Source organism: Actinoplanes sp. NPDC089786, from assembly GCF_040684855.1.
In the GTDB taxonomy this organism is placed as follows: Bacteria; Actinomycetota; Actinomycetes; order Mycobacteriales; family Micromonosporaceae; genus Actinoplanes.
In genome coordinates this window covers 1-24,303 of record NZ_JBFBGU010000007.1, presented here as the reverse complement: position 1 = coordinate 24,303, position 24,303 = coordinate 1, and the positions used below count along the sequence as shown (strand labels likewise).

Annotated in this window: 22 protein-coding genes; 8 read left to right on the top strand and 14 right to left on the bottom strand. The window is 72.6% G+C overall.

The features are described 5' to 3' along the window. Nucleotides 1-8 precede the first annotated feature (8 nt). The gene (locus AB0O15_RS22045) at nt 9-1,262 is read left to right on the top strand and encodes an RNA polymerase sigma factor (protein ID WP_364321381.1); all 1,254 of its coding nucleotides are present in this window, start codon (nt 9-11) and stop codon (nt 1,260-1,262) included. Here AB0O15_RS22045 and AB0O15_RS22040 read toward each other — a convergent pair. Beyond that, a complete protein-coding gene (locus AB0O15_RS22040) occupies nt 1,255-3,579 on the bottom strand; it encodes a family 16 glycoside hydrolase (protein WP_364321378.1) in 2,325 nt (774 codons plus the stop codon). The two genes, AB0O15_RS22045 and AB0O15_RS22040, sit on opposite strands and share 8 nt — an antisense overlap. 112 nt (nt 3,580-3,691) lie before the next feature. Next, nucleotides 3,692-4,516 carry a helix-turn-helix transcriptional regulator gene (locus AB0O15_RS22035; RefSeq protein ID WP_364321375.1) on the bottom strand — a complete coding sequence of 275 codons (825 nt, stop codon included), beginning with the start codon at nt 4,514-4,516 and terminating at the stop codon, nt 3,692-3,694. A gap of 49 nt (nt 4,517-4,565) precedes the next feature. On the opposite strand from AB0O15_RS22035, the gene AB0O15_RS22030 reads away from it, so the two are divergent. Both AB0O15_RS22030 and AB0O15_RS22025 read left to right on the top strand, forming a co-directional pair. Beyond that, on the top strand, nt 4,566-5,333 hold the full coding sequence (locus AB0O15_RS22030) for an alpha/beta hydrolase (RefSeq protein WP_364321372.1): 768 nt from the start codon (nt 4,566-4,568) through the stop codon (nt 5,331-5,333). Then, the gene (locus AB0O15_RS22025) at nt 5,330-6,082 is read left to right on the top strand and encodes an MBL fold metallo-hydrolase (RefSeq protein ID WP_364321369.1); all 753 of its coding nucleotides are present in this window, start codon (nt 5,330-5,332) and stop codon (nt 6,080-6,082) included. The genes AB0O15_RS22030 and AB0O15_RS22025 overlap by 4 nt, the downstream gene beginning before the upstream one ends. On the opposite strand, the gene AB0O15_RS22020 is transcribed toward AB0O15_RS22025, so the two are convergent. Further along, the gene (locus tag AB0O15_RS22020; protein WP_364321366.1) at nt 6,052-7,152 is read right to left on the bottom strand and encodes a hypothetical protein; all 1,101 of its coding nucleotides are present in this window, start codon (nt 7,150-7,152) and stop codon (nt 6,052-6,054) included. The genes AB0O15_RS22025 and AB0O15_RS22020 overlap by 31 nt on opposite strands. A 103-nt stretch (nt 7,153-7,255) precedes the next feature. On the opposite strand from AB0O15_RS22020, the gene AB0O15_RS22015 reads away from it, so the two are divergent. Beyond that, nucleotides 7,256-8,866, top strand: a complete 1,611-nt coding sequence (locus AB0O15_RS22015; RefSeq protein ID WP_364321363.1) for a GGDEF domain-containing protein — start codon at nt 7,256-7,258, stop codon at nt 8,864-8,866. A gap of 138 nt (nt 8,867-9,004) precedes the next feature. Here AB0O15_RS22015 and AB0O15_RS22010 read toward each other — a convergent pair whose 3' ends face one another. The 10 genes from AB0O15_RS22010 to AB0O15_RS21965 form a co-directional block, all read right to left on the bottom strand. Next, complete coding sequence (locus tag AB0O15_RS22010; protein WP_364321360.1) at nt 9,005-11,218, bottom strand: EAL domain-containing protein; 2,214 nt, start codon at nt 11,216-11,218, stop codon at nt 9,005-9,007. A 346-nt stretch (nt 11,219-11,564) separates the two neighbouring features. Then, nucleotides 11,565-12,578 carry a class I SAM-dependent methyltransferase gene (locus AB0O15_RS22005; RefSeq protein ID WP_364321357.1) on the bottom strand — a complete coding sequence of 338 codons (1,014 nt, stop codon included), beginning with the start codon at nt 12,576-12,578 and terminating at the stop codon, nt 11,565-11,567. A 4-nt stretch (nt 12,579-12,582) separates the two neighbouring features. Further along, on the bottom strand, nt 12,583-12,978 hold the full coding sequence (locus tag AB0O15_RS22000) for an AtzH-like domain-containing protein (protein ID WP_364321354.1): 396 nt from the start codon (nt 12,976-12,978) through the stop codon (nt 12,583-12,585). A 1-nt stretch (nt 12,979) separates the two neighbouring features. Beyond that, nucleotides 12,980-13,762: a hypothetical protein gene (locus tag AB0O15_RS21995; RefSeq protein ID WP_364321351.1), complete on the bottom strand. Its 783-nt coding sequence runs from the start codon at nt 13,760-13,762 to the stop codon at nt 12,980-12,982. Beyond that, on the bottom strand, nt 13,759-14,337 hold the full coding sequence (locus AB0O15_RS21990) for a hypothetical protein (RefSeq protein ID WP_364321348.1): 579 nt from the start codon (nt 14,335-14,337) through the stop codon (nt 13,759-13,761). The genes AB0O15_RS21995 and AB0O15_RS21990 overlap by 4 nt, the downstream gene beginning before the upstream one ends. After that, nucleotides 14,334-14,993, bottom strand: coding sequence for an isochorismatase family cysteine hydrolase (locus tag AB0O15_RS21985; RefSeq protein WP_364321345.1), 660 nt, complete (start codon nt 14,991-14,993; stop codon nt 14,334-14,336). The genes AB0O15_RS21990 and AB0O15_RS21985 overlap by 4 nt, the downstream gene beginning before the upstream one ends. Before the next feature lies 1 nt (nt 14,994). Continuing rightward, nucleotides 14,995-15,687, bottom strand: a complete 693-nt coding sequence (locus AB0O15_RS21980; RefSeq protein ID WP_364321342.1) for an isochorismatase family cysteine hydrolase — start codon at nt 15,685-15,687, stop codon at nt 14,995-14,997. Beyond that, nucleotides 15,684-16,868 carry an allophanate hydrolase gene (locus tag AB0O15_RS21975; RefSeq protein ID WP_364321339.1) on the bottom strand — a complete coding sequence of 395 codons (1,185 nt, stop codon included), beginning with the start codon at nt 16,866-16,868 and terminating at the stop codon, nt 15,684-15,686. Before AB0O15_RS21975 ends, AB0O15_RS21980 begins: the two co-directional genes overlap by 4 nt. A gap of 57 nt (nt 16,869-16,925) precedes the next feature. Continuing rightward, a complete protein-coding gene (locus tag AB0O15_RS21970) occupies nt 16,926-17,564 on the bottom strand; it encodes a GntR family transcriptional regulator (protein ID WP_364321336.1) in 639 nt (212 codons plus the stop codon). A gap of 13 nt (nt 17,565-17,577) precedes the next feature. Beyond that, nucleotides 17,578-18,576 (bottom strand): class I SAM-dependent methyltransferase, encoded by a 999-nt coding sequence (locus AB0O15_RS21965; RefSeq protein WP_364321334.1) that lies wholly within the window; start codon nt 18,574-18,576, stop codon nt 17,578-17,580. Nucleotides 18,577-18,667: 91 nt separating this feature from the next. Here AB0O15_RS21965 and AB0O15_RS21960 point away from each other — a divergent pair, with 91 nt between their 5' ends. The 4 genes from AB0O15_RS21960 (at nt 18,668) to AB0O15_RS21945 (ending at nt 24,077) form a co-directional block, all read left to right on the top strand. Next, a complete protein-coding gene (locus tag AB0O15_RS21960) occupies nt 18,668-19,843 on the top strand; it encodes an acyl-CoA dehydrogenase family protein (protein ID WP_364322110.1) in 1,176 nt (391 codons plus the stop codon). A gap of 43 nt (nt 19,844-19,886) precedes the next feature. Then, nucleotides 19,887-20,552, top strand: coding sequence for an alpha/beta hydrolase (locus AB0O15_RS21955; RefSeq protein ID WP_364321331.1), 666 nt, complete (start codon nt 19,887-19,889; stop codon nt 20,550-20,552). A 124-nt stretch (nt 20,553-20,676) separates the two neighbouring features. After that, nucleotides 20,677-23,241, top strand: a complete 2,565-nt coding sequence (locus AB0O15_RS21950; RefSeq protein WP_364321328.1) for an AAA family ATPase — start codon at nt 20,677-20,679, stop codon at nt 23,239-23,241. A 29-nt stretch (nt 23,242-23,270) separates the two neighbouring features. Continuing rightward, complete coding sequence (locus tag AB0O15_RS21945) at nt 23,271-24,077, top strand: class I SAM-dependent methyltransferase (RefSeq protein WP_364321325.1); 807 nt, start codon at nt 23,271-23,273, stop codon at nt 24,075-24,077. On the opposite strand, the gene AB0O15_RS21940 is transcribed toward AB0O15_RS21945, so the two are convergent. Then, the coding region (locus AB0O15_RS21940) for a hypothetical protein (RefSeq protein ID WP_364321322.1) at nt 24,047-24,303 on the bottom strand (257 nt) is incomplete at its 5' end. The genes AB0O15_RS21945 and AB0O15_RS21940 overlap by 31 nt on opposite strands.

The following is a 24,303-nucleotide window of genomic DNA, read 5'->3' as shown; positions in this document are numbered from 1 at the left end:
AGTCACCGATGGGTACGGCGGCCGACTCGGTCGAGGCGGTCTTCCGCGAGGAGTGGGGGCGCCTGCTGGCCACGCTCGTCCGTACCCTCGGTGACCTGGACCTGGCCGAGGAGGTCGCCGCGGACGCCGTCGCCACGGCGCTGCAGCGGTGGCCCCGCGACGGTGTGCCCGACCGCCCGGCGGCGTGGCTGTTGACCACGGCCCGCCACCGGGCGGTCGACCTGCTGCGGCGGGACAAGGTGCTGGCCGCGAAGCTGGCCCTGTTGCAGGTGGAGGTGGACCGGTACGAGCCGCCGGCGCCGGAGCCCGATCCGGGCTGGGGTGATCCGGAGGACGAGCCGGACGAGCGGCTCCGCCTCTTCTTCGCCTGCTGCCACCCGTCGCTGACGCTCGAGGCGCAGGCCGCGCTGACGCTGAACTGCCTCGGTGGCCTCGCCACGCCGGAGGTCGCCCGCGCGTTCCTCACCCCGAACGCCACGATGGCCCAGCGGCTGGTGCGCGCCAAGCGCAAGATCCGTGAGGCGCGGATCCCGTTCCGTGTGCCCCGGGCCCACGAGCTGCCGATGCGGCTGCCGGCGGTGCTCCGGGTGATCTATCTGATCTTCACCGAGGGGTACGCCGCGACCGGCGGTGCCGCGCTGATGCGCCCCGAGCTGGCCGACGAGGCGGTGCGGCTGGCCCGGATCCTGCATCGCCTGATTCCCCGGCAGCGGGAGACGGCCGGCCTGCTCGCCCTGATGCTGCTCATCGACGCCCGTCGCGAGGCGCGGGTGGACATCCGCGGCGACCTGGTGCTGCTCGACGACCAGGACCGCGCCCGGTGGGACGCCGGCAAGATCGAGGAGGGGCGCCGGCTCGTGGTCGGCGCGCTGACCGGCGGCCGGCCCGGTCCGTACGCGCTGCAGGCCGCCATCGCCGCGGTGCACGACGAGGCGGCGACCGTCGCGACCACCGACTGGCCCCAGATCGTCGCCCTGTACGACGTCCTCCGGACGGTGGCGCCCTCGCCGCTGGTCGAGCTCAACCGGGCGGTGGCGGTCGCCATGGTCGACGGTCCGGCGGCCGGGCTCGCGCTGATGGACGCCTTGGCGGCGGACCGGCGGCTGGCCGGCTATCACCTGCTGCCCGCCGCCCGCGGCGACCTGCTGCGCCGGCTGGGCCGCACGGCGGAGGCGGCCGACGCCTACCGGCAGGCGCTGGAACTCGCCGGCAACGAGCCGGAACGGGCGTTCCTGAGACGCCGCCTGGGCGAGATCAGCTGACCCGGACGTTCTGGAAGGCCGCGCTGCCGGCGTACGTGTTCAGGCCGAAGCGCCCGGTGGCGTACGCGTCGTCGGTCGCGTCGATCACCTGGCGGCCGTTGAGGAGCACGCGGAAGCGGGCGCCGGTCGCGGTGACGGTCAGGTGGTACCAGCGGCCGGGGACGATCGGCGTCGGGTAGACGGCCACGTCGCGGCCGGGGCGCCACAGCTTGACCAGGCCGTTCACGTCGATGTTGGCGGTGTAGCGGTCGCGGAACGTGATGCCGCCGGCCGTGCCGTTGACCGTGCGCAGGTCGGCCTCGTAGGTGAAGTCCGTTCCGGTCCGGGCGCTGTAGTAGAACGAGTCGCCGTCGCCACGGCCCTGCACGTAGGCCGGGCCGGTGGTCCAGGCGCCGCCGGAGGGCTGCCACGGGCCGTCCAGGTTGGTGCGGAAGCCGGGCGCGTTGAGCTGCACGTTGTCGATGACCGCGGCGCCGGCGAAGACGTTCGCGCCGGCTTTGCCCGACGTGTACGCCGTGTCGGTCGCGTCGATGACCGGGGTGGTGCCGTGGTCCAGGTAGACGCGGAAGCGGGCGCCCTCGGCCCGGACCTTCAGGTGGTACGGGCGGTCCCGGGTGATGGTGGCCGGGGCGGTGGCGATCACCCGCCCCGGGCGCCACAGCTTGACCACGCCGCCGGCGTCGATGGTCGCCGTGTAGCGGTCACGGAAGGTCAGGCCGGCGGCGGCCGCCGAACGCAGGGTCAGGTCGGCCTCGTACGTGCCGTCGCCGGACGGCGCCGCGGCCAGGTAGTAGCCGTCGCCGGAGGCGGTGCCCTGCTTGCCGTCGGCCACGTCGGTCCAGGTGCCGCCGTCGGCCGCCCACGGGCCGGGCAGGGTGCTGTCCAGGGTCGGCTCGCCGCGGCCCCACGCGGACGACAGCTTGTCGAAGCGCAGGGACACCAGGCGTACGTCGCCGCCCTCGGCGTAGGCGCTCACCCCGGCCGCCGGGTTGAAGCCGGTGACCACGTCGCTGACCGACACCGGCCCGCCGAACACCTCGAGCTGGCCGCGGTCGACCAGGGCCCGGATCGTGACGCGGCCGCCCGCCGGAACCGGGAGGGGAGCGCCGTAGAGCGTCTGGGCCGCGCGGTCGTAGGCGACGTCCCGGCCACTCAGCCGCAGGCCGAACCGCGTGGCCGTGGCGCCGGTGGTGTCGAAGGTCGCGCTGACCTCGTAGGCGTCCCCACCCGGGGTGGTGTACGGCTGGGCCGGGGTGAGCAGACGGTCGCTCACCGAGGTCGTCCCGTACCGGAGGCCGGCGATCTCCGCGACCGGCGTACGCGTCAAGGTGGTGCCCTGCAGCCGCAGCTCGGCCGGGAACGTCAGGTTGCCGCTCCAGACGCTGCCCCGGGAGGCCGGCTGCCAGACCATCTGGACCGTGCGGCCCTGCGGGTCGCCGGTGAACGTCTGCCCGGCGTAGAACGTGCCGCCGGCGTCGTTGCGGCCGTAGTCCATGCGCTGCACGCCGGTGCGCGGGCGGAACGTGGTGCCGTCGAAGTCGCCGGTGACGTACTCGCCACTGGCGTCGGTCAGGACCCAGGTCGGCCGGGCCGGGTCGCCGTCGATCGGCAGCGGGAACATGTCGGGGCACTCGAAGAACCAGCCGGCCGCGTAGCGGCTGCGCCACGTCCAGGTGAGCAGGTCGGTCGAGGTGAAGAAGTCGGCGCCGTTGCCGCCGCCGTCCGACCACATGACCATCACCCAGCGTCGCGAGGCGGCGTGCCAGAAGACCTTCGGGTCGCGGCTCGTCCCGTTCGGCACGGCGACCTTCCGGCCTCCGGCGTACGTCTGGAAGGTCTTCGCCCCGTCCAGGCTGTAGTGGATGATCGCCCCGTTGGTGCCGGAGAACACCAGGATCGGATCGTCGTCGCCACTCTTGAGCCCGGTGACGTTGGCGTGATCGACGACGCCGTTGCCCGACCACAGGTCGCCCGGGTGCACCCCCGGCTCCAGGGCGATCGGCTTCTGCGTCCAGTGCACCAGGTCGGGGCTGGTGGCGTGCCCCCAGTGCATGGTGTCCCAGGCCAGCCCGTGCGGGTTGTGCTGGTAGAAGAGGTGGTACTGCCCGCGGTACCAGAACGAGCCGTTGGGGTCGTTCATCCACCCGCCGCGCGAGCTGAAGTGGAACTGCCCGCGCAGTGGTTCGTCATAGGCCGTCTGGGCGTACGGGAACTCCGGATGGTCACCGGGTGTCCCGGCCCGGGCGGGCGTCGGAGCGGCCATCACGACCGCCAGAACGAGCACACCGGACACCAGCAACCGCGACAGCCTACCCATCGCTGGAGTATAGGCGTCCATCGATGGACTTGACCCTCGAGCTCAACCCGAGCTCGACCCTCGACCTCAGGTTGAGGTTGAGCCGGAAAACGCAAGGTCGAAGGCCTGCCCTTCAGGCGTCAAGGGCCTTCGCGATCGTGGTCCGGGTGCCGTCGTCGGCGGGGACCAGGATGCGCAAGCGGAGCCAGGGGGCGTGGGCGGGGCGGGTCTGCGCCGACAACAGGTGCAGCGGGCCCAGGTCGCGGTGGACGATGTGCTTGGCCGACGGCTCCATCGCCTGGACGTCGTGGTCCGCCCACCAGTCGCGGAACCGGGGGCTCTCCGCCGACAGTTCGTCGACCAGGGAGACGTACGCCGGGTCGCCGGGGTGCTGGGCGAACTCCGTACGGAAATCGAGGATGTTCGCCCTGGCCGTGTTCTCCCAGCCGGGGCGGTCCCAGCCGTCGCCGGCGAAGAGCCACCGCAACAGGTGGGGCCGCGGCTGGAGGACCAGGTCGGCCATGATCAGCTCGGCCGCCGCGTTGTGCGCGAGGACGTCGAAACGTGGCCCGAGAACGAACGCGATGTGCGGCAGCAGCCCGTGCACCAGCGCCGCGGTCTCGGCGTCGACCGACGTGTCCTCGGCCGGCCCCGGCTGGGCCACCCCGGCCAGCAGGAACAGGTGGGCGCGTTCGGACGGCGACAGCTCCAGGGCCCGGGCCAGCGCCAGCAGGACCTGCGCGGACGGGCTGACGTCGCGGCCCTGCTCCAGCCAGGTGTACCAGGAAAGGCCGACGCCGGAGCGCTGAGCGACCTCTTCCCGGCGCAGTCCGGGGGTACGCCGCCGGCCGCCGCCCGGAGTCAGCCCGACGTCTTCCGGCCGCAGCGCCGCCCGTCGCGTACGCAGGAAGTCGGCCAGCTCGGACCGCCGCGCGGAGGGTGGTGGTGAGAGTCCCACGATCAACCATCCTCTCCCGTACGCCGGGAAAGCGCCTAATCATCGAGGCGTGACCACAACTCCTTCCGCCCTCCGCTGGCCCGCCGCCGAGCAGATCGACCTCGGCCGGGCGCCTCTCACCGTGCTCGACCGCGACCGCACCCAGCCGTTCCTGCTGCTGCACGGCGGCGCCGGACCCCACTCGGTGACCGGGTTCGGCGACCTGCTGGCGGCCCGCCTGAACACCCGGGTGCTGATGCCGACCCATCCCGGGTTCGCGGGCACCGACCGGCCGGCCGGCCTGGCCGGGATCCCGGCGCTGGCCGCCCTCTACGCCGACCTGCTCGACCGGCTGGACGTCTGGGACGTCACGGTGGCCGGCAACTCGATCGGCGGCTGGGTCGCGGCCGAGCTGGCACTGCTGGGCAGCCCCCGGGTCAGCGGCGCGGTGCTGATCAACGCGGTCGGGCTGGACGTGCCCGACCATCCGATCACCGACATCTCGGGGCTGAGCCCGGCTCAGGTCCAGGCGCTGGCCTGGAAGGACCCGGGACGCGTCCCGCCCAACCCGGCCCAGCCGGGGCCGGACTTCGCGGCGCTGGCCGCGTACACCGGAATGACGATGTCGGACCCTGCCCTGGGTGACCGGCTCGCCGATCTTGATCTGCCGGTGAAGGTGATCTGGGGCGCGGCGGACGGGATCGCCGGGCCGGACTACGGCCGCGCCTACGCGGCGGCGATCCCGGGCGCCACGTTCACGCTGATCGAGGACGCCGGGCACCTGCCGCAGCTCGAGGCGCCCGAGGAGCTGCTGGCTGCCGTGCGGGCCGAACGATGACCGGCCTGGCCGTGACCCGCGTCGGGCACAGCTGCCACCTGCTGGAGATCGGCGGGCGCACACTGCTGACCGACCCCTGGTTCACCGTGACGCCGACCTACGACCCGGGTGAGCCGCTCGCGATGTCCGTGGCCGGCCTGCCCGCGCTGGACGCCATCGTGATCACCCACGAGCACTACGACCACTGCGACCTGGACGCGCTCCTGGCTCTTCGCGACGTCCCGGTGATCGGGCCCGGCACGGTCGCCGTGCGCGCCCGCGAACGGGGCTGGACGGACGTGCGTGAGCTGGAGGCCTGGGCCTCGACCACGATCGGGAACGTCACGGTGACCGCCACCCCGGGCCGGCACGGCGTGCACGAGGTGACCTACGTGATCCAGGGCGGCGGGCGGACGGTGTTCTTCGGCGGCGACTCGCTGCTCGTTCCCGCCTTCAAGGAGCTGCCGGGGCGGTTCGGCGCGTTCGACCTGGCGCTGCTGCCGACCAACGGGCTGTGCGTCCGGCCGGCCGGCGGCATGCAGGTAGTGATGAACGCGACCGAGGCCGCCGAGCTGACCGCGATCCTGCGCCCGCGCGTGGCGATCCCGCACCACTACGCGTTCACCAGCGGCCGGCTCGGCGACCTGATGATCACCAAGGGGGACCGGGAGCCGCTGGCCTTTGCCTCGGAGGTGGCCCGGCTGGTCCCGGCGACCGAGGTCAGAGTGGTGCTACCGGGTCAGCGGGTGATCCCGGTCAGCGGGTCGTAGGTGTAATCGGTGCGCGAGTGGAAGTCCGTCCCGCGTACGTCCATCCGGGCCTTGCCCTGCCGGACGTTGTCGCGGGTGGCGACCGAGCGCCACGGCCGGCCGCCCTTGAGGATCTTCAGGCGGCCGGTGAAGTCCTGGCCGACGGCCGCGATGATCGAGTAGGCCGGGCCGTTCGGCGGGTCGAGGTCGAGGCCGCCGCCGGCCCGGATGGTGGTCGTGATGACCAGGGCGCCCTCGGCGTCGTAGATCGGCGCCGGCTGGTCCACGCGGTACGGCGTCCGGCCGCCGCCCTGCACGTCCTGCCCGTTGTAGAAGGTGCGGCCGAGGGCGTCGACCCAGTAGTGCGGCACCGTCGCCTTCGCCGCGCCCATGGTCGGGCCGGGGTAGTAGGACATGTGCCAGTGCGGCGGGTTGTCCGGGTGCAGCGGGTTGTTCGTCTCGAAGCCCATCAGCGCGAAGAAGTGGCTGCGCCGCTGCGCCTCGGCCACCAGGCCCGAGTCGACCAGGACCTCGCGGGTCGCGGCCATCCACGACTGCACCGCGATGACCTCGCCGGACGGCCAGGCCACGGTCGGCCAGACGCCGGCCGCCCGGTCCGGATCGTTGTGCTCGACGTGCCAGTACAGGCCGCTCGCGGGCTGGCCCAGGTAGCTCCACACCTGCACGGTGGGGGAGTCGGCGGTCGCGGAGGCCCGGTACACCGGCAGCGTGAACGTCACCCGGAACCGGTCGTCCACCTCGCGCTCGAGCGCGAGGTGCCGTTCGCCCGCGATCACGTCCTTGACGGGTACGTCGGGCCAGCGCACCGACACGCGGATGCCGGCCGGGTCGGCCTCGCCCTGGACGAAGCACAGGTACTCGGCGCGGCTGGCCGCCTGGTACTGCGTACCCGTCATCAGGGTGTAGCCGGCCGGGAGCGTGATCTCCGGGACGGACGGGAGCCCGGCCTTCTGGCGAACCACCCGGAAGCCGGCGTACGCGGTCGCGAGCGCCGGGCCGGCGGCCGGCACCGTCACGGCGAGACCGGTCGCGCCGGCCAGCACCGCGCGACGCGAGACATGGTTTTGCACGGGACGTCCTCCCCCGGATCGACGACCGTCTCATCGTTCCCCGGACGTTCACGAGAGTCGATGGCCCGGCGGTGAACGCCGGACATCTGCTAGGAATGAGGAGGTGACCTCTGCCACGGTCCCCGAGCTGCCGAGGGACCGGCTGACCGCCCGCGTGATGGCCCACGCCCTGGTCGAGCAGATGCAGGTCAGCCCGATGCCCGAGGTGCTCGGCCGGCTCGCCGAGCAGGCCCGCTCGGCCGGGTGGCCCGAGGTCCGGGTCATGCTCCTGCACGGCCAGCTGATCGCCCGCTGCCTGCAGAACTCCGGCGCCCGCGCGATCCGGCAGAGCGCCGACGCGATGCTGAACGCGGCCCAGGCCGGCGGCGACGAGATCCTGATCGGCCTGGCCCTGGCCTCCCGGGCGCTGTTCATCGACGACCTCGGCGAGGACGTCGGCGGGCTGCTGGCCCAGGCGGTCGCGATGATCGACGACACCCTGGAGTTCGCGGACGACGCCCTGGGCCTGCGCGCGCTCGAGGTGCCGGTCGTCTACGTCGAGTGCGGCCAGGCCTTCCACCGGCTCGGCCTGTGGGAGATCGAGGAGGAGATGTACGTCCGGGCCGCCGCCGCCCTGACCGCTCCGCTGCCGCCGGTGGCCCGCTCGGTGCCGTCGTTCACCCGCCGGGCGCTCGTGATCAACCGCCTGGAGAGCGCCCTCGCCCTGTCCAGCGCCATGATCGAGGTCGGCCTTCGCGACCCGGCCGCCCGGGTGGCCGCTACGTCGATCCGGCCCACCCCGTCCGAGCGCGCCGACCTGCCGGCCATGTGGGCGGTCGAGGCGCTGGCCCTGGAACGCTTCCTGGACGTGGTGGCCGGCCGCACCGACCTGCCCGGCGGCCCCGGTCACGTGCCCGCCGACCTGTACGACCAGCTCGCCCCGAGCACCTGGCCGGGATACCGCGCCTGCCTCCTGCTGGCCGCCGCGATCGCCTGCCACGACGACGGCGACGTCCCGTCCGCCGCCCGCCTGGCCGGCCGCGCCGCCGGCTTCCTCGACGACACCAAGCCCAGCCTGACCTCCCTGGCCCTGTGCCTGGCCGCCCAGGACTGCCGCGACCGCACCGCCCTCCGATACGCCCGGCACGTCGCCGACCAGCGCTGGCAGTCCCGCCTGGCCGTCCTCGGCGCGATGCGTTCCCGGCTGGCCGCGGCTCGCGTCCTCCGCCAGGGCGAGCGCCTGACCCGCCAGGCCAACGTGGACGCCCTGACCGGCCTGGCCAACCGCCACGCCGAGACCGCGCTCCTGGCCCGGCTCCGCCGCCGCGCCCCGCAGGAGCGCCTCGGCGTCGTGGTGGTCGACGTCGACCACTTCAAACAGGTCAACGACACCTACGGCCACCTGGTCGGCGACGAGGTCCTCCGGGCCGTCGGCACCCTGCTGCAGGCCGCCACCCGCCCCGGCGACCTGGCCATCCGCCGAGGCGGCGACGAGATGGTGCTGCTCATCGACCTGCCGCCCGGCGACGACGTCCCGGTCCTGGCCGACGGCATCGTGCGGGCCGTGGCCCTGCACCACTGGGAGGATCTCGCCCCCGGCCTGCGGGTCGGCGTCAGCGCGGGCCAGGCGGTCGGCCCCGCCCGCGACGTCGACCGCCTGATCGAGGAGGCCGACTGTAACCTCTACCGGGCCAAGGACGCCGGCCGGGGCCGCGCCGTCGCCGCCGCGGGCTAGCCGCGCCGGAACGCGCCCGCCGGCCGGGGGCGCCGTCAGGCGCTACCCCCGCTCCGAACGGTGGTAGGTCAGCACTGCATCGCGGCCCCAAATACCGTCAGGACCCACCACCACAGCGCCGAGACCGCCCGTCTGTGGTCACGGCACGAGCGTTTGCGGATCATGGTCGAGTAGGAGCGCTTCTATGTCGTCGGGGTCAAGCGGTGGAGTCAGCAGGAAGCCTTGAATCTCGTCGACGTTTCCCGCGCGCAGGCGGTCGATCTGGGTCGCGGTTTCCACGCCTTTGGCGAGCGTCTTGAGGCCCAGTTGTCTGCCGAGCTGGATCAGCATGTGCAGGAGCGCGGCGGACTCGGGCAGGAGGGTGATGGTGGCGGTGAACGCACGACCGATCTTGAGTCTGTCGACCGGTAGGCGCTGCAGGTGGGCGAGGCTGGAGTGGCCGACGCCGAAATCGTCGATCGCGATCTGGACGCCGAGGGCCTTGAGCTGGTGCAGACGGCGAATCGAGGCCTCGATGTCGCACATCAGCGAGGTTTCGCTGATGTCCAGGGTCAGCGCGGACGGCGCGAGACCGCTGGCGGTCAGGGCTTCGTGGACGTGCTCGACGATCGCGTCGCGGCCGAACTGGCGGTGCGAGATGGTGACCGAGACGATCAGGTCGCGATTGATGCCGCGCCAGATCGCCATCTGATCGCAGGCCTCACGCAGCACCCAGCGACCCACGTCGGCGATCTTTCCGGTGGATTCGAGCAACGGGATCATCTCGGCCGGCTCGATGAGCCCGAGGGAGGGGTGCTCCCAGCGCAGAAGTGCCTCGAATCCAGCGATATCGAGTTCCTTCAACCGATAGATCGGCTGGTAGACCAACTGGAACTGCTCCGCCTGCAGCGCTGAACGCAGATCCTGTTCCAGCAGGTGGCGTCGTTGAACCGCCGTCTGCGTCTCGGGCTGGAAGACGATGTAGCAGTTCTTTCCCGCTGCCTTGGCGTCATAGAGCGCCATGTCGGCGTCGCGCAGTAGTTCGTCGGGTGTGGCGGCCGGGCCTGCCGCGATGCCGATACTCGTGGTGACCCGGATCGGCGAGGTCCATCCCTGGATTTCGAACGGTTGCCCGATGACGTCCACGATCCGCTCCGCGATGGACTCCAGAGCGTATGGGTCGGTCACTCCGTCGAGCAGGACGACGAACTCGTCGCCGCCGAGGCGCCCGATCGTTTCTCCGTCACGCAGGCTGCCGCGCAGCCGCCCGGCGACCGACTGGAGCAGCTTGTCGCCGACCTCGTGGCCCAGCGTGTCGTTGACGTCTTTGAAGCCGTCCAGGTCGATGAACATGGCCGCCACCCCGGCAGAGCCGGGCCGGCCGCTGCCGGCCAGCAGGTGCCCCAGCCGGTCCATGATCAGCGCGCGGTTCGGCAGGCCAGTCAGTCCATCATGAAACGCCTGGTGACGCAGTTGAGCGCTCTTGTCCTCAATACTGCGTCGGGCACCGTCCAGCCGCCGGTTGAGCCGCGACATCCGCGCCAACACCGCCACGAACGTCGACACTGCCAGCGCCGCGATCAACACCACGTCGTCAGGCCCGGTTGCAAGCAGGATCGGGAAGGCCATCAGGGCCGCGCCGAGGAACACCAACCGGGGCATGGTCAGCCGGTGCGTGGCGGTGGCAGCGCTCGGAGCGAACGTCCGCGCACTCGGGTGGAACGCGGCGGCGACCATGAACGCACAATTCAACAGATACAAACAGTCAAGGAGAATGCCGAGTTTCGACGTATCAGACGCCAGTTGGAGCGCCAGCAGGGTGTCGGCAACCGCCATCAAGCCGGACGCGGCCGCAAGCAGCCGCATCGCCCCAGAGCGCCGGGAACCGATCAGCAGTCGCGCCAGCATCGCGAGCAGCATGAGATCAGCGACTGGATACGACACCGACACTACGTGCGCCAGCAGGGGAAGGTCCCGCGCGTGCACCGCCGGTCCAAGTACGGAGACCCACATCAGTGCGCCGATCCCGGCCACCATGATCAGTACATCGAGGAGGTCACCGCGGTGATCCTCGCCTCGAGAGAGTTTCGCCAGCGCCCACAACGCCACGCCTATGCACGGGTACATCACCAGGACCAGCGCGTCCGCCGGCGATGGGAAAACAAGCGGATGGCCCGTCACCAACGGGTAGACGTACAGGTAACCGGTACCCATCGTCAGGAACGTGAGTGCAGCGGCGTGCCACGCCCACACCATCCGCGCCAGGCCTCGCGTGCGCGCCGCGGCTACGCCCGTGGCCGCTGCGGATGCCGCGCATAGGCCTACCTGGATGGCGGCCTGGGCCGTGCCGCCGGCGGGCAGGGCGAAGTACACCAAAATGACGTTCAGGCCTGCCGCCAGTGCCAGCCAGGACGCTCGGTCGAGCCACCTTCGGGCGCACCACGCATGCAGTGCGGTCCGCGCAACCCGCCGAGGAACTCCCTCAACGCCTGCAACAGTGTCCGTCTCGGGCGCGGGGTCCTGAACGACAACCATGAGCCGCCTCCCGCACCTAACGACGCGCTTAGCGGCCCCATCGGCACGCCCAGGAGATACCTGAGGCGCCGTGACCATCGGGTCTGGGAACTGCTGCTCGTTCAAGACCGGCGACAACGACGCGATGCGCGCCAAGGACGCCGCCCGGCGCGGGTGATGCGTATATGTGCTCAGCGCAAGGCGGTTACGGACGGTGGGCGACGACGGCGGTGGCGAAGGGGCTCGGGTGGACGGACGGGGAGACGAAGCCGGCCGTGGTGAGCTCGGTGCACAGCTCGTCGGCGGTCAGGGCCGGGATGTCCCAGCCCTGGGCGAGCAGCACGTTGAGCGAGGTCGCCGGGTCGGACGGGCTGGTGCCGGGGGCGATCAGGGACGGGACGATCAGCAGGCCGCCGGGGCGGAGCCGGTCGTACGCGTTGGCCAGGGTCTTGACCCGGGACGCGGCCGGGAAGAAGAACTGGCTCCAGAACACCGCGTCGAATGGTTCCGGGTCGCTGAAGACGGCGGCGTCCTCGGCCGCGAACCGGACCCGGTCGGCGACCCCGAGCGTGGCCGCCTCGACGCGGGCCCGGTCGAGCAGGTCGGCCGCCTGGTCCACGCCGACCGCGGTGAGCCGGGGGTAGAGCTGGAGCATGGTGAGCATGGCGCCGCTCAGGCCGCAGCCCAGTTCCAGGTAGCGGACGGCGCCGGCCAGCAGGGACTGCCAGGCCGGGATGCCCTCGACGACCCCGGTCATCGCCGCGCGGGCCAGCGGCGTGGACGGGGCCAGGGTGACGCCGGCGGCCAGCGCGGCCCGGTCGGCGTCCGGCAGGTCCTGGTAGCGGGCCGGGCCGTCGGGCGTGAACATCTGCTCGATCAGCCGCTCGCGGACCGCCACGAAGGCCAGCTGGTTGGCGACCTGGGTGTCGGCGCCGCCGTGCAGCAGCGGCGCGTAGGTGGTGCTGATCCGGTAGCGGTCGGGGTTGTCGGACTCCAGCACCCCGGCCGCGCGCAGGGCGACACACAGGTCGCGGACCCGGCCGGGGCTGAGCCGGGTCGCCGGGGCCAGGTCCCGGACGCTCACCTCGCCGGCCAGCCGGGCCAGGAAGCCGGAGGTCAGCGCTCCCCGCAGCAGCGCCGCCGACTGAGCCGCCAGGCCGAGCGCGCCCACTGCCTCGTTCATGTCATCCATGGCCGTTCCGACGAGCGGAACGGCCATGGGTTCAACGGTCCGGCGGGATTGGCCCGTCCGCACCCGGTTCGGAGACGTGGGCGTGCACGATGCGCCAGCCCTCGGGCCGCCGGGCCCAGGTCTGCGACTGGCGGCCGAGCACGTCCCGGCCCGGGTAGCCGAACAGGGTGGTGACGATCGCGACGTCCGCTCCGTACCCCCGGATGATCGTGTCCTTGAGATGACGTCCCGGCGGGAGGGCGGGCTGGGCGCGGCGCCAGCGCTCCTGCTCGGTCACGCCGGACTGCTGGTCGGCGACCCCGAAGCGGACCGCATCGGCGGCGAAGAAGCCGATGACGCGGTCCACGTCGTTCGCCACCAGCGCCTCCTCGTAGGCCTCGAACGCCGCCGCGACCTCGGTGATGACCTCCGGCCGATCGAGTTCCATGTCAGGCGACCGCCGCCGGCTCCCGCTCACCGGCGGGCTCCTCGGCGGGCTCCTCGTCGGGCGCCGGCTCGCGCGGCGCGGGCTTCGAGAGGGCGAAGAGCACGCAGACCACGGTCAGGAAGAGGTAGCCCAGGGTGACCTGGCCGTCCGCGTTCCACTGGACCTTCTCGGCGTGGATCAGCCCGACGAACGTGAGCACCGCTCCGGCGCCGGCGAACACCGCCGCGTGCCAGAAGCGCTTGTCGATGATGAACGCGACGATCCCGCCCAGCACCAGACCGGCCAGGATCGCGCCGGAGCCCAGCGTCTTCAGGCCGTCGTAGACCACGCCCGCCCCGGCCAGCGCCGGTATGCCGACGTCGGCGGCGGTGGTCCCGGCCGCGGCGAGCACGTTGTCCATCTGACCGGTGGCCCACGAGGCGATGTTCGGGATCAGGGCCGCGACCACGGCCGCGGCATGCGCCCGCGGGGTCGCCTGGAACGCCTGCGCGCCGATCAGCAGGCCGATGTAGAGCAGGATCGGCACGATCGCGGCGGTCGGGAAGATGGTGCCGAGCAGCCCGAACATCCCGAAGAAGCAGAGCAGCGCGATCACCACGCCGGTGGCCATCGAGTAGCCGGTCCGGCCGCCCGCGGCCTTCCAGCCGGGGTGCCCGACGTAGACCGCGGGCGGGAAGGGCGAGCCCAGCACCGAGCCGATCACCGCGCCGGCGCCGTCGGCCAGCAGCACGCTGCGCAGGTTGTACCGGTCGCCGGCGGTGGCGGCGCTCTCCACGTTGGTCATCGCCTCGGTGAATTCACGTCGGTGAGCAGGCCGATCAGCAGCAGGCCGAGGACCGGCAGGGCGATCCAGGCGGCGCGCCACATGTTCCCGGCCGGGTTCATCGAGATGAAGGTGATCGAGATGCCGGCCAGGGTGCCGAGCAGGGCGGCGCGCGGGGCGTACTTCCGGATGTACGGGCCGACGAACGCGCCGATCAGCACGATGACGCCGATGATGAACGCCCACGCGATGCCGGCCGTCCACGCCCGGATCGCGTTGCCCGTGGTCAGGTAGATCGGCAGCATGATCACGAAGATCACGATGAACATGTGCGGGACGCTCGGGCCGTACGGCATGGCCGTGACGTCGCTGCGGTTCTCCTTGCGGGCCAGGCGCCGGGCCAGGTGGGTGTAGTAGATGTTGCCGGCGACCAGCGCGATGCCCAGGGCCGGCAGGATGACGCCGAAGACGTCGGAGGCCGGCATCTTGATCACGCCGATGCAGAGGCCGGTCAGGGTCAGCACGTTCACCAGCACGTTGACGCCGAAGCCGAAGAACGCGTTCGTGTCACCGCGTACCCAATAAGGCAGTTTCACTTGATCTCTCCCACCGCTTCGATAAGGTCCGACGAGGAGCCGACCCAGCCGAAGATCCCGCCCTGAGCGGCGATCATCTCCAGGCCGACCTGGTGAAACGACGGGAAGTAGGAGCCGACGCAATCGGCCAGGACCAGGCACTCGAAGCCGCGGTCGTTGGCCTCGCGCACGGTGGTGTGGACGCAGACCTCGGTCGTGACACCGGTGACAACGAGGCTGGTCACCTGCATCTTGTCCAAGATGTCGGCTAGCTCGGTCGCGTAGAAGGCGCCCTTGCCCGGCTTGTCGATGACGGGTTCGTCGCCCACCGGCGCCAGCTCGTCGATGATGTCGTGCCCGTATTCGCCACGAATGAGGATGCGCCCGAATCGTCCGGGCCGGCCGATGTCCGGGCCACGCCGCAGCTTGGCCGGTGGGCAGTCCGACAAATCGGGCAGGTGACCCTCGCGGGTGTGGATGACGGGCAGGTCTTTCAAGCGCCACGCGGCCAGGAGGGCGGCCAGGGGCTCGATGGTCCGGCGCAACTGCGAGACGTCGTTGCCCAGGCTCTCGCCGAACCCGCCGGGCAGCAGGAAGTCGCGCTGCATGTCGATGACGAGCAGGGCGGTGGCCGAGGGATCGAAGGTGAAGGGGGTGGGTGTGGCGGGAACTTCCATGTCAGGCCTCCGTGGCCGCGATGACGTCGTCCGAGGTGGACACGCAACCGAAGACGCCGCCCTGCATGGTGACCATGTGCAGCGCGGCGGTGTGGTTGCCGGGATCGGTGGCCCCCGTGCAGTCGGCCAGGATCAGGCACTCGTACCCGCGGTCGTTGGCCTCGCGCATGGTCGTGTGCACACAGACGTCCGTGGTGATCCCGGTCAGGATCAAGTGCGTGATGCCATGGGTACGCAGGACGAGGTCCAGATTCGTGGCGTAGAACGCGCCCTTGCCCGGCTTGTCGACGATCACCTCGCCGGGCGCCGGGGCGACCTCCGGGACGATCTCCCAGCCCGGCTCGCCCTTGATCAGGATCCGGCCGCACGGCCCCGGCCCGCCGATCTCGGCGCCGATCTGGGCCGAGCGCCAGCGCTTGTTGGCCGGCAGGTCGGACAGGTCCGGGTCGTGGCCCTCCCGGGTGTGCACGACCAGCATGCCCAGCTCACGAGCATGCGCCAGGAGGCGGGCGGTGGCCGGCAGCCCGGCCCGGGTGAGCTCGATGTCGTAGCCCATCGCCTCGACGTAGCCGCCCGGGCCGCAGAAGTCGGTCTGCCAGTCGATGCAGAGCAACGCGACGTGGCCGACGTCGACCGAGCCGTCGTACGGCCAGAGGTAGGGGTTGGCCTTGACCGGTCCGATACGTGCGGTCATGCGGGAAGTCCTTCCGGTGCGAGAGGGCTCCAGGCGGCGGCCACCCGGGCCAGGTCGTCGTCGCTGAACGCCGGCCCGAAGAAGGTGATCCCGGCCGGCCGCCCGTCCGCGGTCCGTCCGTTCGGCACCGCCACCGCGGCGAGGTCGAGCAGGTTGGTGAACTGGGTGTACCGGCCGAGGTTGAGGTTGCGCCCGATCGGGTCGGCGGCGATCTCGGCGTGCGTGTAGGTGGTGCCGACGGTCGGCAGCACCAGCACGTCGATGGTCCGGAACAGCCGCTCGGTCCAGGCCTTGAGCTCCTGCAGCCGGTGCATCCCGGCGAACGCGTCGGCCGCGGTGAAGGCCCGCCCGCGGTCCAGCACGGCCCGGGTGACCGGCAGCACCGAGTCCGGGTGCTTGTCCAGGAACCCGCCCAGGTCGGCCAGCCGTTCCGCCACCCACGGGCCGCGATAGAGCAGGTCGCCGGCCTCCAGCAGCGGCCCGATGCCGACCTCCAGAACATCGCCGAGCTTCTGCCGCGCCTGCCCGAAGGCGCGCGCCTGCCCGTCGTCACCGAAGAAATCCAGCTCCTCGGGTACGCCGAAGACGACGCGACCGCGGATCGTCCGTTCGCCCGTCCGGCCCCACGGGTCGTCCGGCGCCGGCCCGCGGGCGATGGTCGCCACCGTCGCCGCCAGCTTCACGTCGCGGGCGAAGACCGACACGCAGTCGAGCGACCGGCAGGCCGGCACCACCCCGGCCGTGCTGAGCAGGCCCCGGGTCGGCTTCAGCCCGACGATGCCGTTGAGCGCGGCGGGCACCCGGCCCGAGCCGGCGGTGTCCGTACCCAGCGAGAAGTCGACCTCGCCGGCTGCGACCGCGACGGCCGAGCCGGAGCTGGACCCGCCGGAGATGAGGCCACCGCCGAAGACGCTCTCCGGGGCGCCGTAGGGGGAGCGGGCGCCGGTGAGGCCGGTGGCGAACTGGTCCAGGTTGGTCTTGCCGACCAGCCGCGCGCCGGCGTCGAGGAGCCGCTGCACGACCGGCGCGGTGCGCTCGGGGACGTAGGCGAAGTCGGGGCAGGCGGCCGTGGTCGGCACGCCGGCCACGTCGATGTTGTCCTTGACCGCGAACCGGAGGCCGTGGAGGGGGCCGGGCGGGCCGTCCCGCTCCGGGATCATGCTGATCCAGACGCCGTTCATTCTGTCGATTGTTGACAGAATTGTGTCGGGCACCCGCGCCGTCGTGCTACCGGCTGATTACCGCGCCAGGAAGGCGCGTCCTCCGTGCCTGCTCAACGCTTCCTTGATCGCGTCCTGGTCGCCGGATTCCACCGCCGCCAGCAACCGTTCGTGCCGCAGCACCCCGTCGGCGGCGTCGGCCGCCTCGGCCTCCCGGGCGAGGTTCACGGCCATGTAGAGCTGGAGGCGGACCAGGATCGACTCGAACAGGGCGGTGAGCTGACGGTTACCACTCAGGGCCACCACCTCGACGTGGAACCGGCGGTGCGCCTCGGCGGTGGCGAACCGGTCACCGGTCTCGGTCGCCTTGCGCATCACCTCGACCGCGCCCCGCAGGCCGGCCAGGTCGAGCACCGGTGGCAGGGCCGACGCCACGTGCCGCTCGAGCAGGTCGCGGATCTCGTACAGCTCGCGGACATCCTCGTCGGACAGAGTGGCCACGCGCGCGCCCCGGCGCGGGATGTGCTCGACCAGCCCCTGCTGCGCGAGCAGGCGCAACGCCTCCCGCAGCGGCCCGCGGCTGATGCCCAGCTGCCGGGTCAGCTGCTCCTCGACGAGGCGCTCGCCCGGCTCGACGCGGCCGCTGAGGATCTCCCGGCTGAGCCGATCGAGCGCCAGCTCGACCAGGCTGTAACTGGCCAGTTCCCCATCGCTCACGGGACCGAGTGTGTCACGCGGCATCGTCGTTCTCTGCGCCGCGCCGGGCCACGACCATGGAAGCGTTGCCGGCCCGCGACGTGAATCCGGCCGACGCCAGCTCGGCTCGGAGCTCGTCGGCGGTCACCACCGGGACGTCCCACGCGCTCAGCAGGAGGTTGCGCAGGGCGTGCTGCGGGTTCACCGGTCCGGGCGCCGGGCCGGGCAGGGCCGCGACGATCAGCAGACCGCCCGGTCGCAGCAGCCGATAGGCGTTGGCCAGGGTCTTGGCCCGGCTCGCGGCGGGGAAGAAGAGCTGGCTCCAGTACACGATGTCGAAGGGCTCCGGGTCGGTGAAGACCGCGGCGTCCTCCTCGACGTAGCGGATGCGGCCGGCCACCCCGAGGCCTTCGGCGTCGGCCCGCGCGAGCTCCAGCAGGTCGCCGGCCAGGTCGACGCCGACCGCGGTGAGCCTCGGATAGAGATCCAACAGGGTGAGCAGGTGGCCGCTGAGTCCGCAGCCCAGCTCCAAATACCGGACGTCGCCGGCCGACAGCGCGTCGGCGAACCCCGGGATCTGCTCGACGCTGGCCCGCACGGACTGCCGGGCGAGGGCGGTCGAGGGCACCACCGACGAGCCGGCCGCGGTCGCCGCCCGGTCCGCGGCGGAGAGATCGGCGTACCGGTCCGGGCCCTCCGGCGTGAACATCCGCGCGTACAGCCGCTCGCGCACGGCGACGTTGCCCAGCAGGTTCGCGTAGTGCACGTCGGCGCCGTCCCGCAGCAGCGGCGCGTAGGTGCCGCTCAGCCGGTACCGGTCCGGGTTGTCGCAGTCCAGCACGCCGGCCGCGCGCAGGGCGACGCAGAGGTCACGGACCCGGCCCGGCCCGAGCCCGGTCCGCCCGGCCAGCTCGGCGACCCCGATCTCCCCGCCGAGGTGGGTCAGGAAGCCCGAGGTCAGCGCGCCCCGCAGCAACGCGGCCTGCTGCGCGGCCAGGGCCAGCCCGTTGATCGCCTGGTTCATCTCGTCCATGCGGAGGACGACGACGGTTCGCGGCCGGAGTTCAGCCGGTGTGGCGCGATAGGCTGACCCGCCGCCACGAGCCGGGGAGGGGACCGTGCCCATGCTGAGCACCCATGACGAGGCTGTTGCCGCCGCCGGACAGGTCGCGGCGGCCTGGGCCGGCGGGGTGGTGGAACGGGACCGGGCCGGCTCCTCGGTGATCCCGGCCGAGGCGCTCGGCGTGCTCGACAACTCCGGGCTGCTCGGCATCACGGTGCCGGCGACCGACGGCGGTCCGGGGCTGGGCCCTGTGACGCTGGCCGAGGTGGTGCGGGTGCTCGCCGCCGTCGACCCCGCGCTGGCCCAGGTGCCGCAGGGACACTGGCTGCTGGTCGACGTTCTCGCCGTGCACGGCTCGGCCGATGCCCGCAAGCGGCTGTTCGGCGAGGTGCTGGCCGGCCGGCGGATCGGCAACGCGCTGGCCGAGCGCGGCGGCAAGCATGCTCAAGACCTCAAGACGCGGTACGCCGCCGGCGTGCTCGACGGGACGAAGTACTACACGACCGGCGCGCTCACCGCGGCCTGGATCGCGGTCAGCGCCCTGGACGCGGAGGGCCGGCTCACGCTGGTCTTCGTCCGGCGGGACGAGGCCGGGGTCACCGTGGACACCGACTGGAACGTGATGGGTCAGCGGGCCACGATCAGCGGCACCGCCCGGTTCGAGGGCGTGCCGGTCGAGCCCGAGCTGGTCGTCGACTACGCCGGCGCGTTCGCCGTGCCCCAGCAGCTCGGCGCCCGGGCCCAGCTCGTGCACGCGGCGATCGAGGCCGGCATCGCCGGTGGGGCGCTCCGGGACACCCGCGCCTACCTGCGCGAACGGGCCCGCCCGTCGACCGAGGCGGTGCGGGCCGGTGCCACCTCGGCGGCCGGCGACCCGCACGTGCTGCACCGGTACGGGCGGGCGGCCGGCCGGGTCCGCGCGGCGGAGGCGCTGCTCGCGGACTCCGCCCGTACCCTCGACGGAATCGGTCTGGTCCCCGCCGACGCCGAAGCCGCCGCACGCGGGTCGCTCGCCGTCGCGGCCGCGAAGGCCTTCGCCAGCGAGGTCGCCGTCGAGACGGCGAGCGAGCTGTTCGCGCTGTGCGGCACGAGCGCCGTGGACGAGCGCTGGGACCTGCACCGGCACTGGCGCAACGCGCGCACGCACAGCGTCCACGACCCGATCGACTGGAAATACCACCACCTCGGCGCGTACGAGCTGGGTGACGTCCTGCCGCCGAACCACGGTCAGCTCTGATTGCGGTCACGATCTGGCCGTAATCGTGGCTAGCGTGGGGATCATGACGACCTACGTTCTTGTCCCGGGGTTCTGGATCGGCGCCTGGTCCTGGCGCGACGTCGCCGCCGACCTGCGCGGACGCGGCCACGACGTGCACGCGCTCAGCCTGACCGGCCTGGGGGAGCGGGCCCATCTCGGCGGCGCCGGCCTCGAGACGCATGTGACCGACGTTCTCAACCTGATCGCGTACGAGGAACTCGACGACGTCGTGCTGGTCGGGCACAGCTACGCCGGGGCGGTGGTGACACCGAGCGTGGCCGACCGCATCCCGGACCGGATCGCCAAGCTGGTGTTCGTCGACACCGGACCGTTGCCCGAGGGCATGGCGCAGGCCGACTTCGACGCCGGCGCGCCCGCACCCTCCGAAGACGTGCCACCGCCGCCCTGGGAACACGCGGTGAAGGTTCAGCACGAGCGTCTGACCAGGCTCTCCGTGCCGCAGCCGGTCGCCACGGCGACCACGCCGGTGCACTACACCGGAGCGTGGGAGAAGCTGCCCCGGATGTTCGTGATGTCCAGCTTCACCGCGGCCGACGTGCGGTCGATGTCGGGTTCGGTGCCGGCCTTCCAGCACATGGTCGGCGACTTCCGGGAACTGCCCGGCTCGCACTGGCCGATGATCGACCAGCCGGCCGCGCTGGCCGAGATCCTGCACGACGCAGCGTGACCGCGGGTGTTGCCCATACGCGCTCAGAGCAGGCGCCCTGCTCTGCGCGCGTATAGGCAACACCGCGTGATTCGGCCGTAAGGCGACTGCCCGGCGGGGCGCTGACCTGCCATCATCGGCCGTGATGGACCTGCTGGAGAGGGCCGCGCCGCTGGCCGCGCTGGACGATCTGCTGACCGCCAGCGCCACCGGCGGACACGTCGCGGTCATCTCCGGCGAGGCCGGCGCGGGCAAGTCGGCGCTGGCCGGCGCGTTCGCCGAGCGGTCGGGCGGGCGGGCCCGGGTCTACTGGGGCGCCTGCGATCCGCTGCTCACGCCGCGTGCGCTCGGCCCGCTGCACGACATCGCCCGGCAGGCCGGTGGCGCGCTGCGCGAGCTGGTCGCCGACCGGCCACGTGACCGGGTCTTCGACGCGCTGATCGACCTGCTCGACGTGCCACCGCGGGCGGCCCGTCCGGTGCTGATCGTCGAGGACGTGCACTGGGCCGACGAGGCCACGCTGGACATGGTCGCCTTCCTCGGGCGGCGGCTGTCGCGGTTCCGGGCGCTGCTCGTGCTCACCTACCGCGACGACGAGGTCGGCCCGGCCCATCAGTTGCGCGCCGTCCTGGCGGGTCTGCCGCGGCCGGCGCTGCGCCGGCTGTCGCTCAAGCCGTTGTCGGTCGCGGCGGTCGCCGACCTCGCGGAGCGTGCGGGTCGTTCGCCCGCCCACGTGTACGAGGTGACGGGCGGGAACGCGCTGCTGGTGACCGAGGTCCTGGCCACCGACCAGCGGGTCCCGGCCACGGTGCGTGATCTGGTGCTGTCCCGGCTGGCGGCGTTGTCGGACGCCGGCCGTGAGGTCGCGGGGCTGGTGGCGGTACTGCCCACCCGGGCCGAGGCGGCGCTGCTCGGCGGCCGGGCCGAGGCGGTCGAGGAATGCCTGGCCGGTGGGGTGCTGACCGTGGCCGGGGATGGGGTCGCGTACCGGCACGAGCTGCTGCGGCGGGCGGTCGAGGAGGCGCTGTCGCCGGTGCGGCGTGCCGCCCTGCACGCCGAGGTGCTGGCCGCGCTGGCCGGGCGGTCCTGGGTGGACCCGGCGCGGCTCGTGCACCACGCCCACCACGCCGGGGACGCGGCCGCGGTGCTGCGCTGGGCGCCGGTGGCGGCCGGGCGGGCGGCCGCGGTGGGCGCGTACCGGCAGGCGGCCGCCCACTACGCGACGGCGTTGCCGCTGGCCGGGGAGTTCGCCGCCGCCGACCGTGCCGGGTTGCTGGAGGCGTACGGGCTGGCCGCGTACCACGGCGGGCTGACGGTGGACGCGCTGGCCGCGTACCGGGAAGCCCTCGCCCTGCGCGAATCCCTGGGTGACCGGCCCCGCATCGGTGACGACCTGCGCTGGGTCTCCCGGCTGACCTGGTGGCTGGGGCAGACCGGCGAGGCGATGACCGCGATCGGGAGCGCCATCGAGGTGCTGGCCGGGTTGCCCGACCGGCCCGGCCTGGCCGCGGCGCAGAGCCAGCGGGCCAGCCTGCTGATGCTCTCCGACCGGGACACCGAGGCGATCGAGCAGGGCACCCTGGCGCTGGAGCTGGCCCGCGAGACCGGGGACGTGACGACGGCGGCACATTCGCTGATCGCGATCGGGACCGCCCGGATGTACCGGAACTACCCCACCGGCCGGGACGAACTCGAGGAGGCCCACGCCTCGGCCCTGGCGATCGGCGCGGACGACCCGGCCGCCCGGGCCCTGGTCAACCTGGCCTGCATGGCGACCGACTGGCTCGATCTGGCGACCGCTTCGGAGACCCTGGACCGGGTGCTGTCCTTCACCCACGCCCGGGACCTCGACGGATACACCCGGCACCTGCTCGGCTATCAGGCCCGGCTGCACATGCTGCGCGGGGATTTCTCGACCGCCTGCGACCTGGCCGACCAGGCGATCGTCGGCACCGAGATGCCCGGCGGGGCGCTGGTGCTGTCGCTGGCCGTCCGCGGCGCCATCCGCGGCCGGCGCGGCCAGGAGGGCGCGCTCGACGACGTGCGGCTGGCGGCGGAACGCGGGCACGGCACCGGCGAGACGCAGTTCGTCGCGCCCGGGGCGATCGCGCTGGCCGAGCACCTGTGGCTGACCGGCGACGTGGACCGGGCGGCGGCCGAGGCCAAGCGCGGGCTCGAGGTGGTCGAGCCGGTCGGGCAGCCGTGGATGACCGGTGAGCTGGCGTTCTGGCTGTGGCGGTGCGGGCGGCTGAGCGAGGCGCCGGCCCTGGTGGCCACCCCGTACCGGCTGCTGATCCGCGGGGACTGGCGTGGCGCGGCCGAGGAGTGGGAGGCCCGCGGGTGCCCGTACGACCGGGCCGAGGCCCTGTCCCACGGTGACGCCGACGCCTGTGCTTTCGCCTTGCGCGTCTTCGACGGGCTCGGTGCGGTCGCGCGGGCTGACCGGTTGCGGCGTGACCTGCGGGACCGTGGTCTGCGCGTACCCCGGGGGCCTCGGGCTTCGACCTCGGCCGACCCCACCGGGCTGACCGCGCGGCAGCGGGAGGTCCTCGGCCTGATCGGCGAGGGTCTGAGCAACGCGCAGATCGCGGCCCGGCTGCACCTCTCGGCGAAGACCGTTGATCACCACGTGTCGGCGATCCTCACCAAGCTCGGCGTGCGGTCGCGGACGGCCGCGGTTCTCAAGATGGGGAGATCCACCCATGACTAGCGGGGGCCGCCCCTCCTAGCGTCGTCGGCATGACATCGACACTGGCCCTTGACGGGATCAAGGCGAAGCAGCAGAAGACCTGGGCGAGCGGCGACTACGGCGCCGTGGCGGCCCTCATCCATCCGATGGCCGAACTGCTCGTGCAGTCGGCCGACCTGTCCTACGGCGCCCGCGTCCTGGACGTGGCCGCCGGCACCGGCAACGCGTCCCTCGCCGCCGCCCGCTGCGGCTGCGACGTGCTGGCCACCGACTACGTGCCGGCGCTGCTCGACCGGGCCACTGATCGGGCGATGGCCGAGCGGCTGCCGCTGTCGATCCAGGAGGCGGATGCCGAGGCGCTGCCGTTCGGCGACGGCGAGTTCGACGCGGTGCTGTCCGTGGTCGGGGTGATGTTCGCGCCGCACCAGGAGGTCGCGGCGGCCGAGCTGGCCCGGGTCTGCCGTCCCGGCGGCACGGTCGCGCTGGCCAACTGGGCGCCCGACGGCTTCATCGGCGGGCTGTTCAAGACCATCGGCCGGCACGTGCCCCCGCCGCCCGGGATCAGCCCGCCGCCGCTGTGGGGTTCCCCCGACCGGCTGCGGGAACTGCTCGGCGGCTCCTTCGAGCTCACGATCACGCCGCGCGACTTCGTGTTCCGGTTCGCCTCGGCGGCCGGACTCGCCGACTTCTTCAAGGAGCACTACGGCCCGACGCTGAAGGCGTTCGAGGCGCTCGGCGACAACGGCAAGGCGCTGTACGACGACATCGTCGCGCTGGCCGACTCGTCCAACGTGGCCACCGACGGCACGCTCAAGGTGCCCTCCCGCTACGTCGAGGTGGTCGGCATCCGCAGGTAGCGCAGCGGCGTGGGCCCGAGCGGCTCGGTCTGCCAGTCCTCGGCGAACGTGTTCGTCGCCGGGTCGAGGGTGAGCCGGAGCCGGTGCGGGCCCTCCACGAAGATCACGTCGACCCGGATCCGGCCGCCGTCCCACGCGTAGTACGGGATCACCGGGCCACCGGTGTCGCCCCACCCGGCGACCACCGGGCGGCCGTCGTCCAGGGTCAGCTCGGTCGGGGTGATCC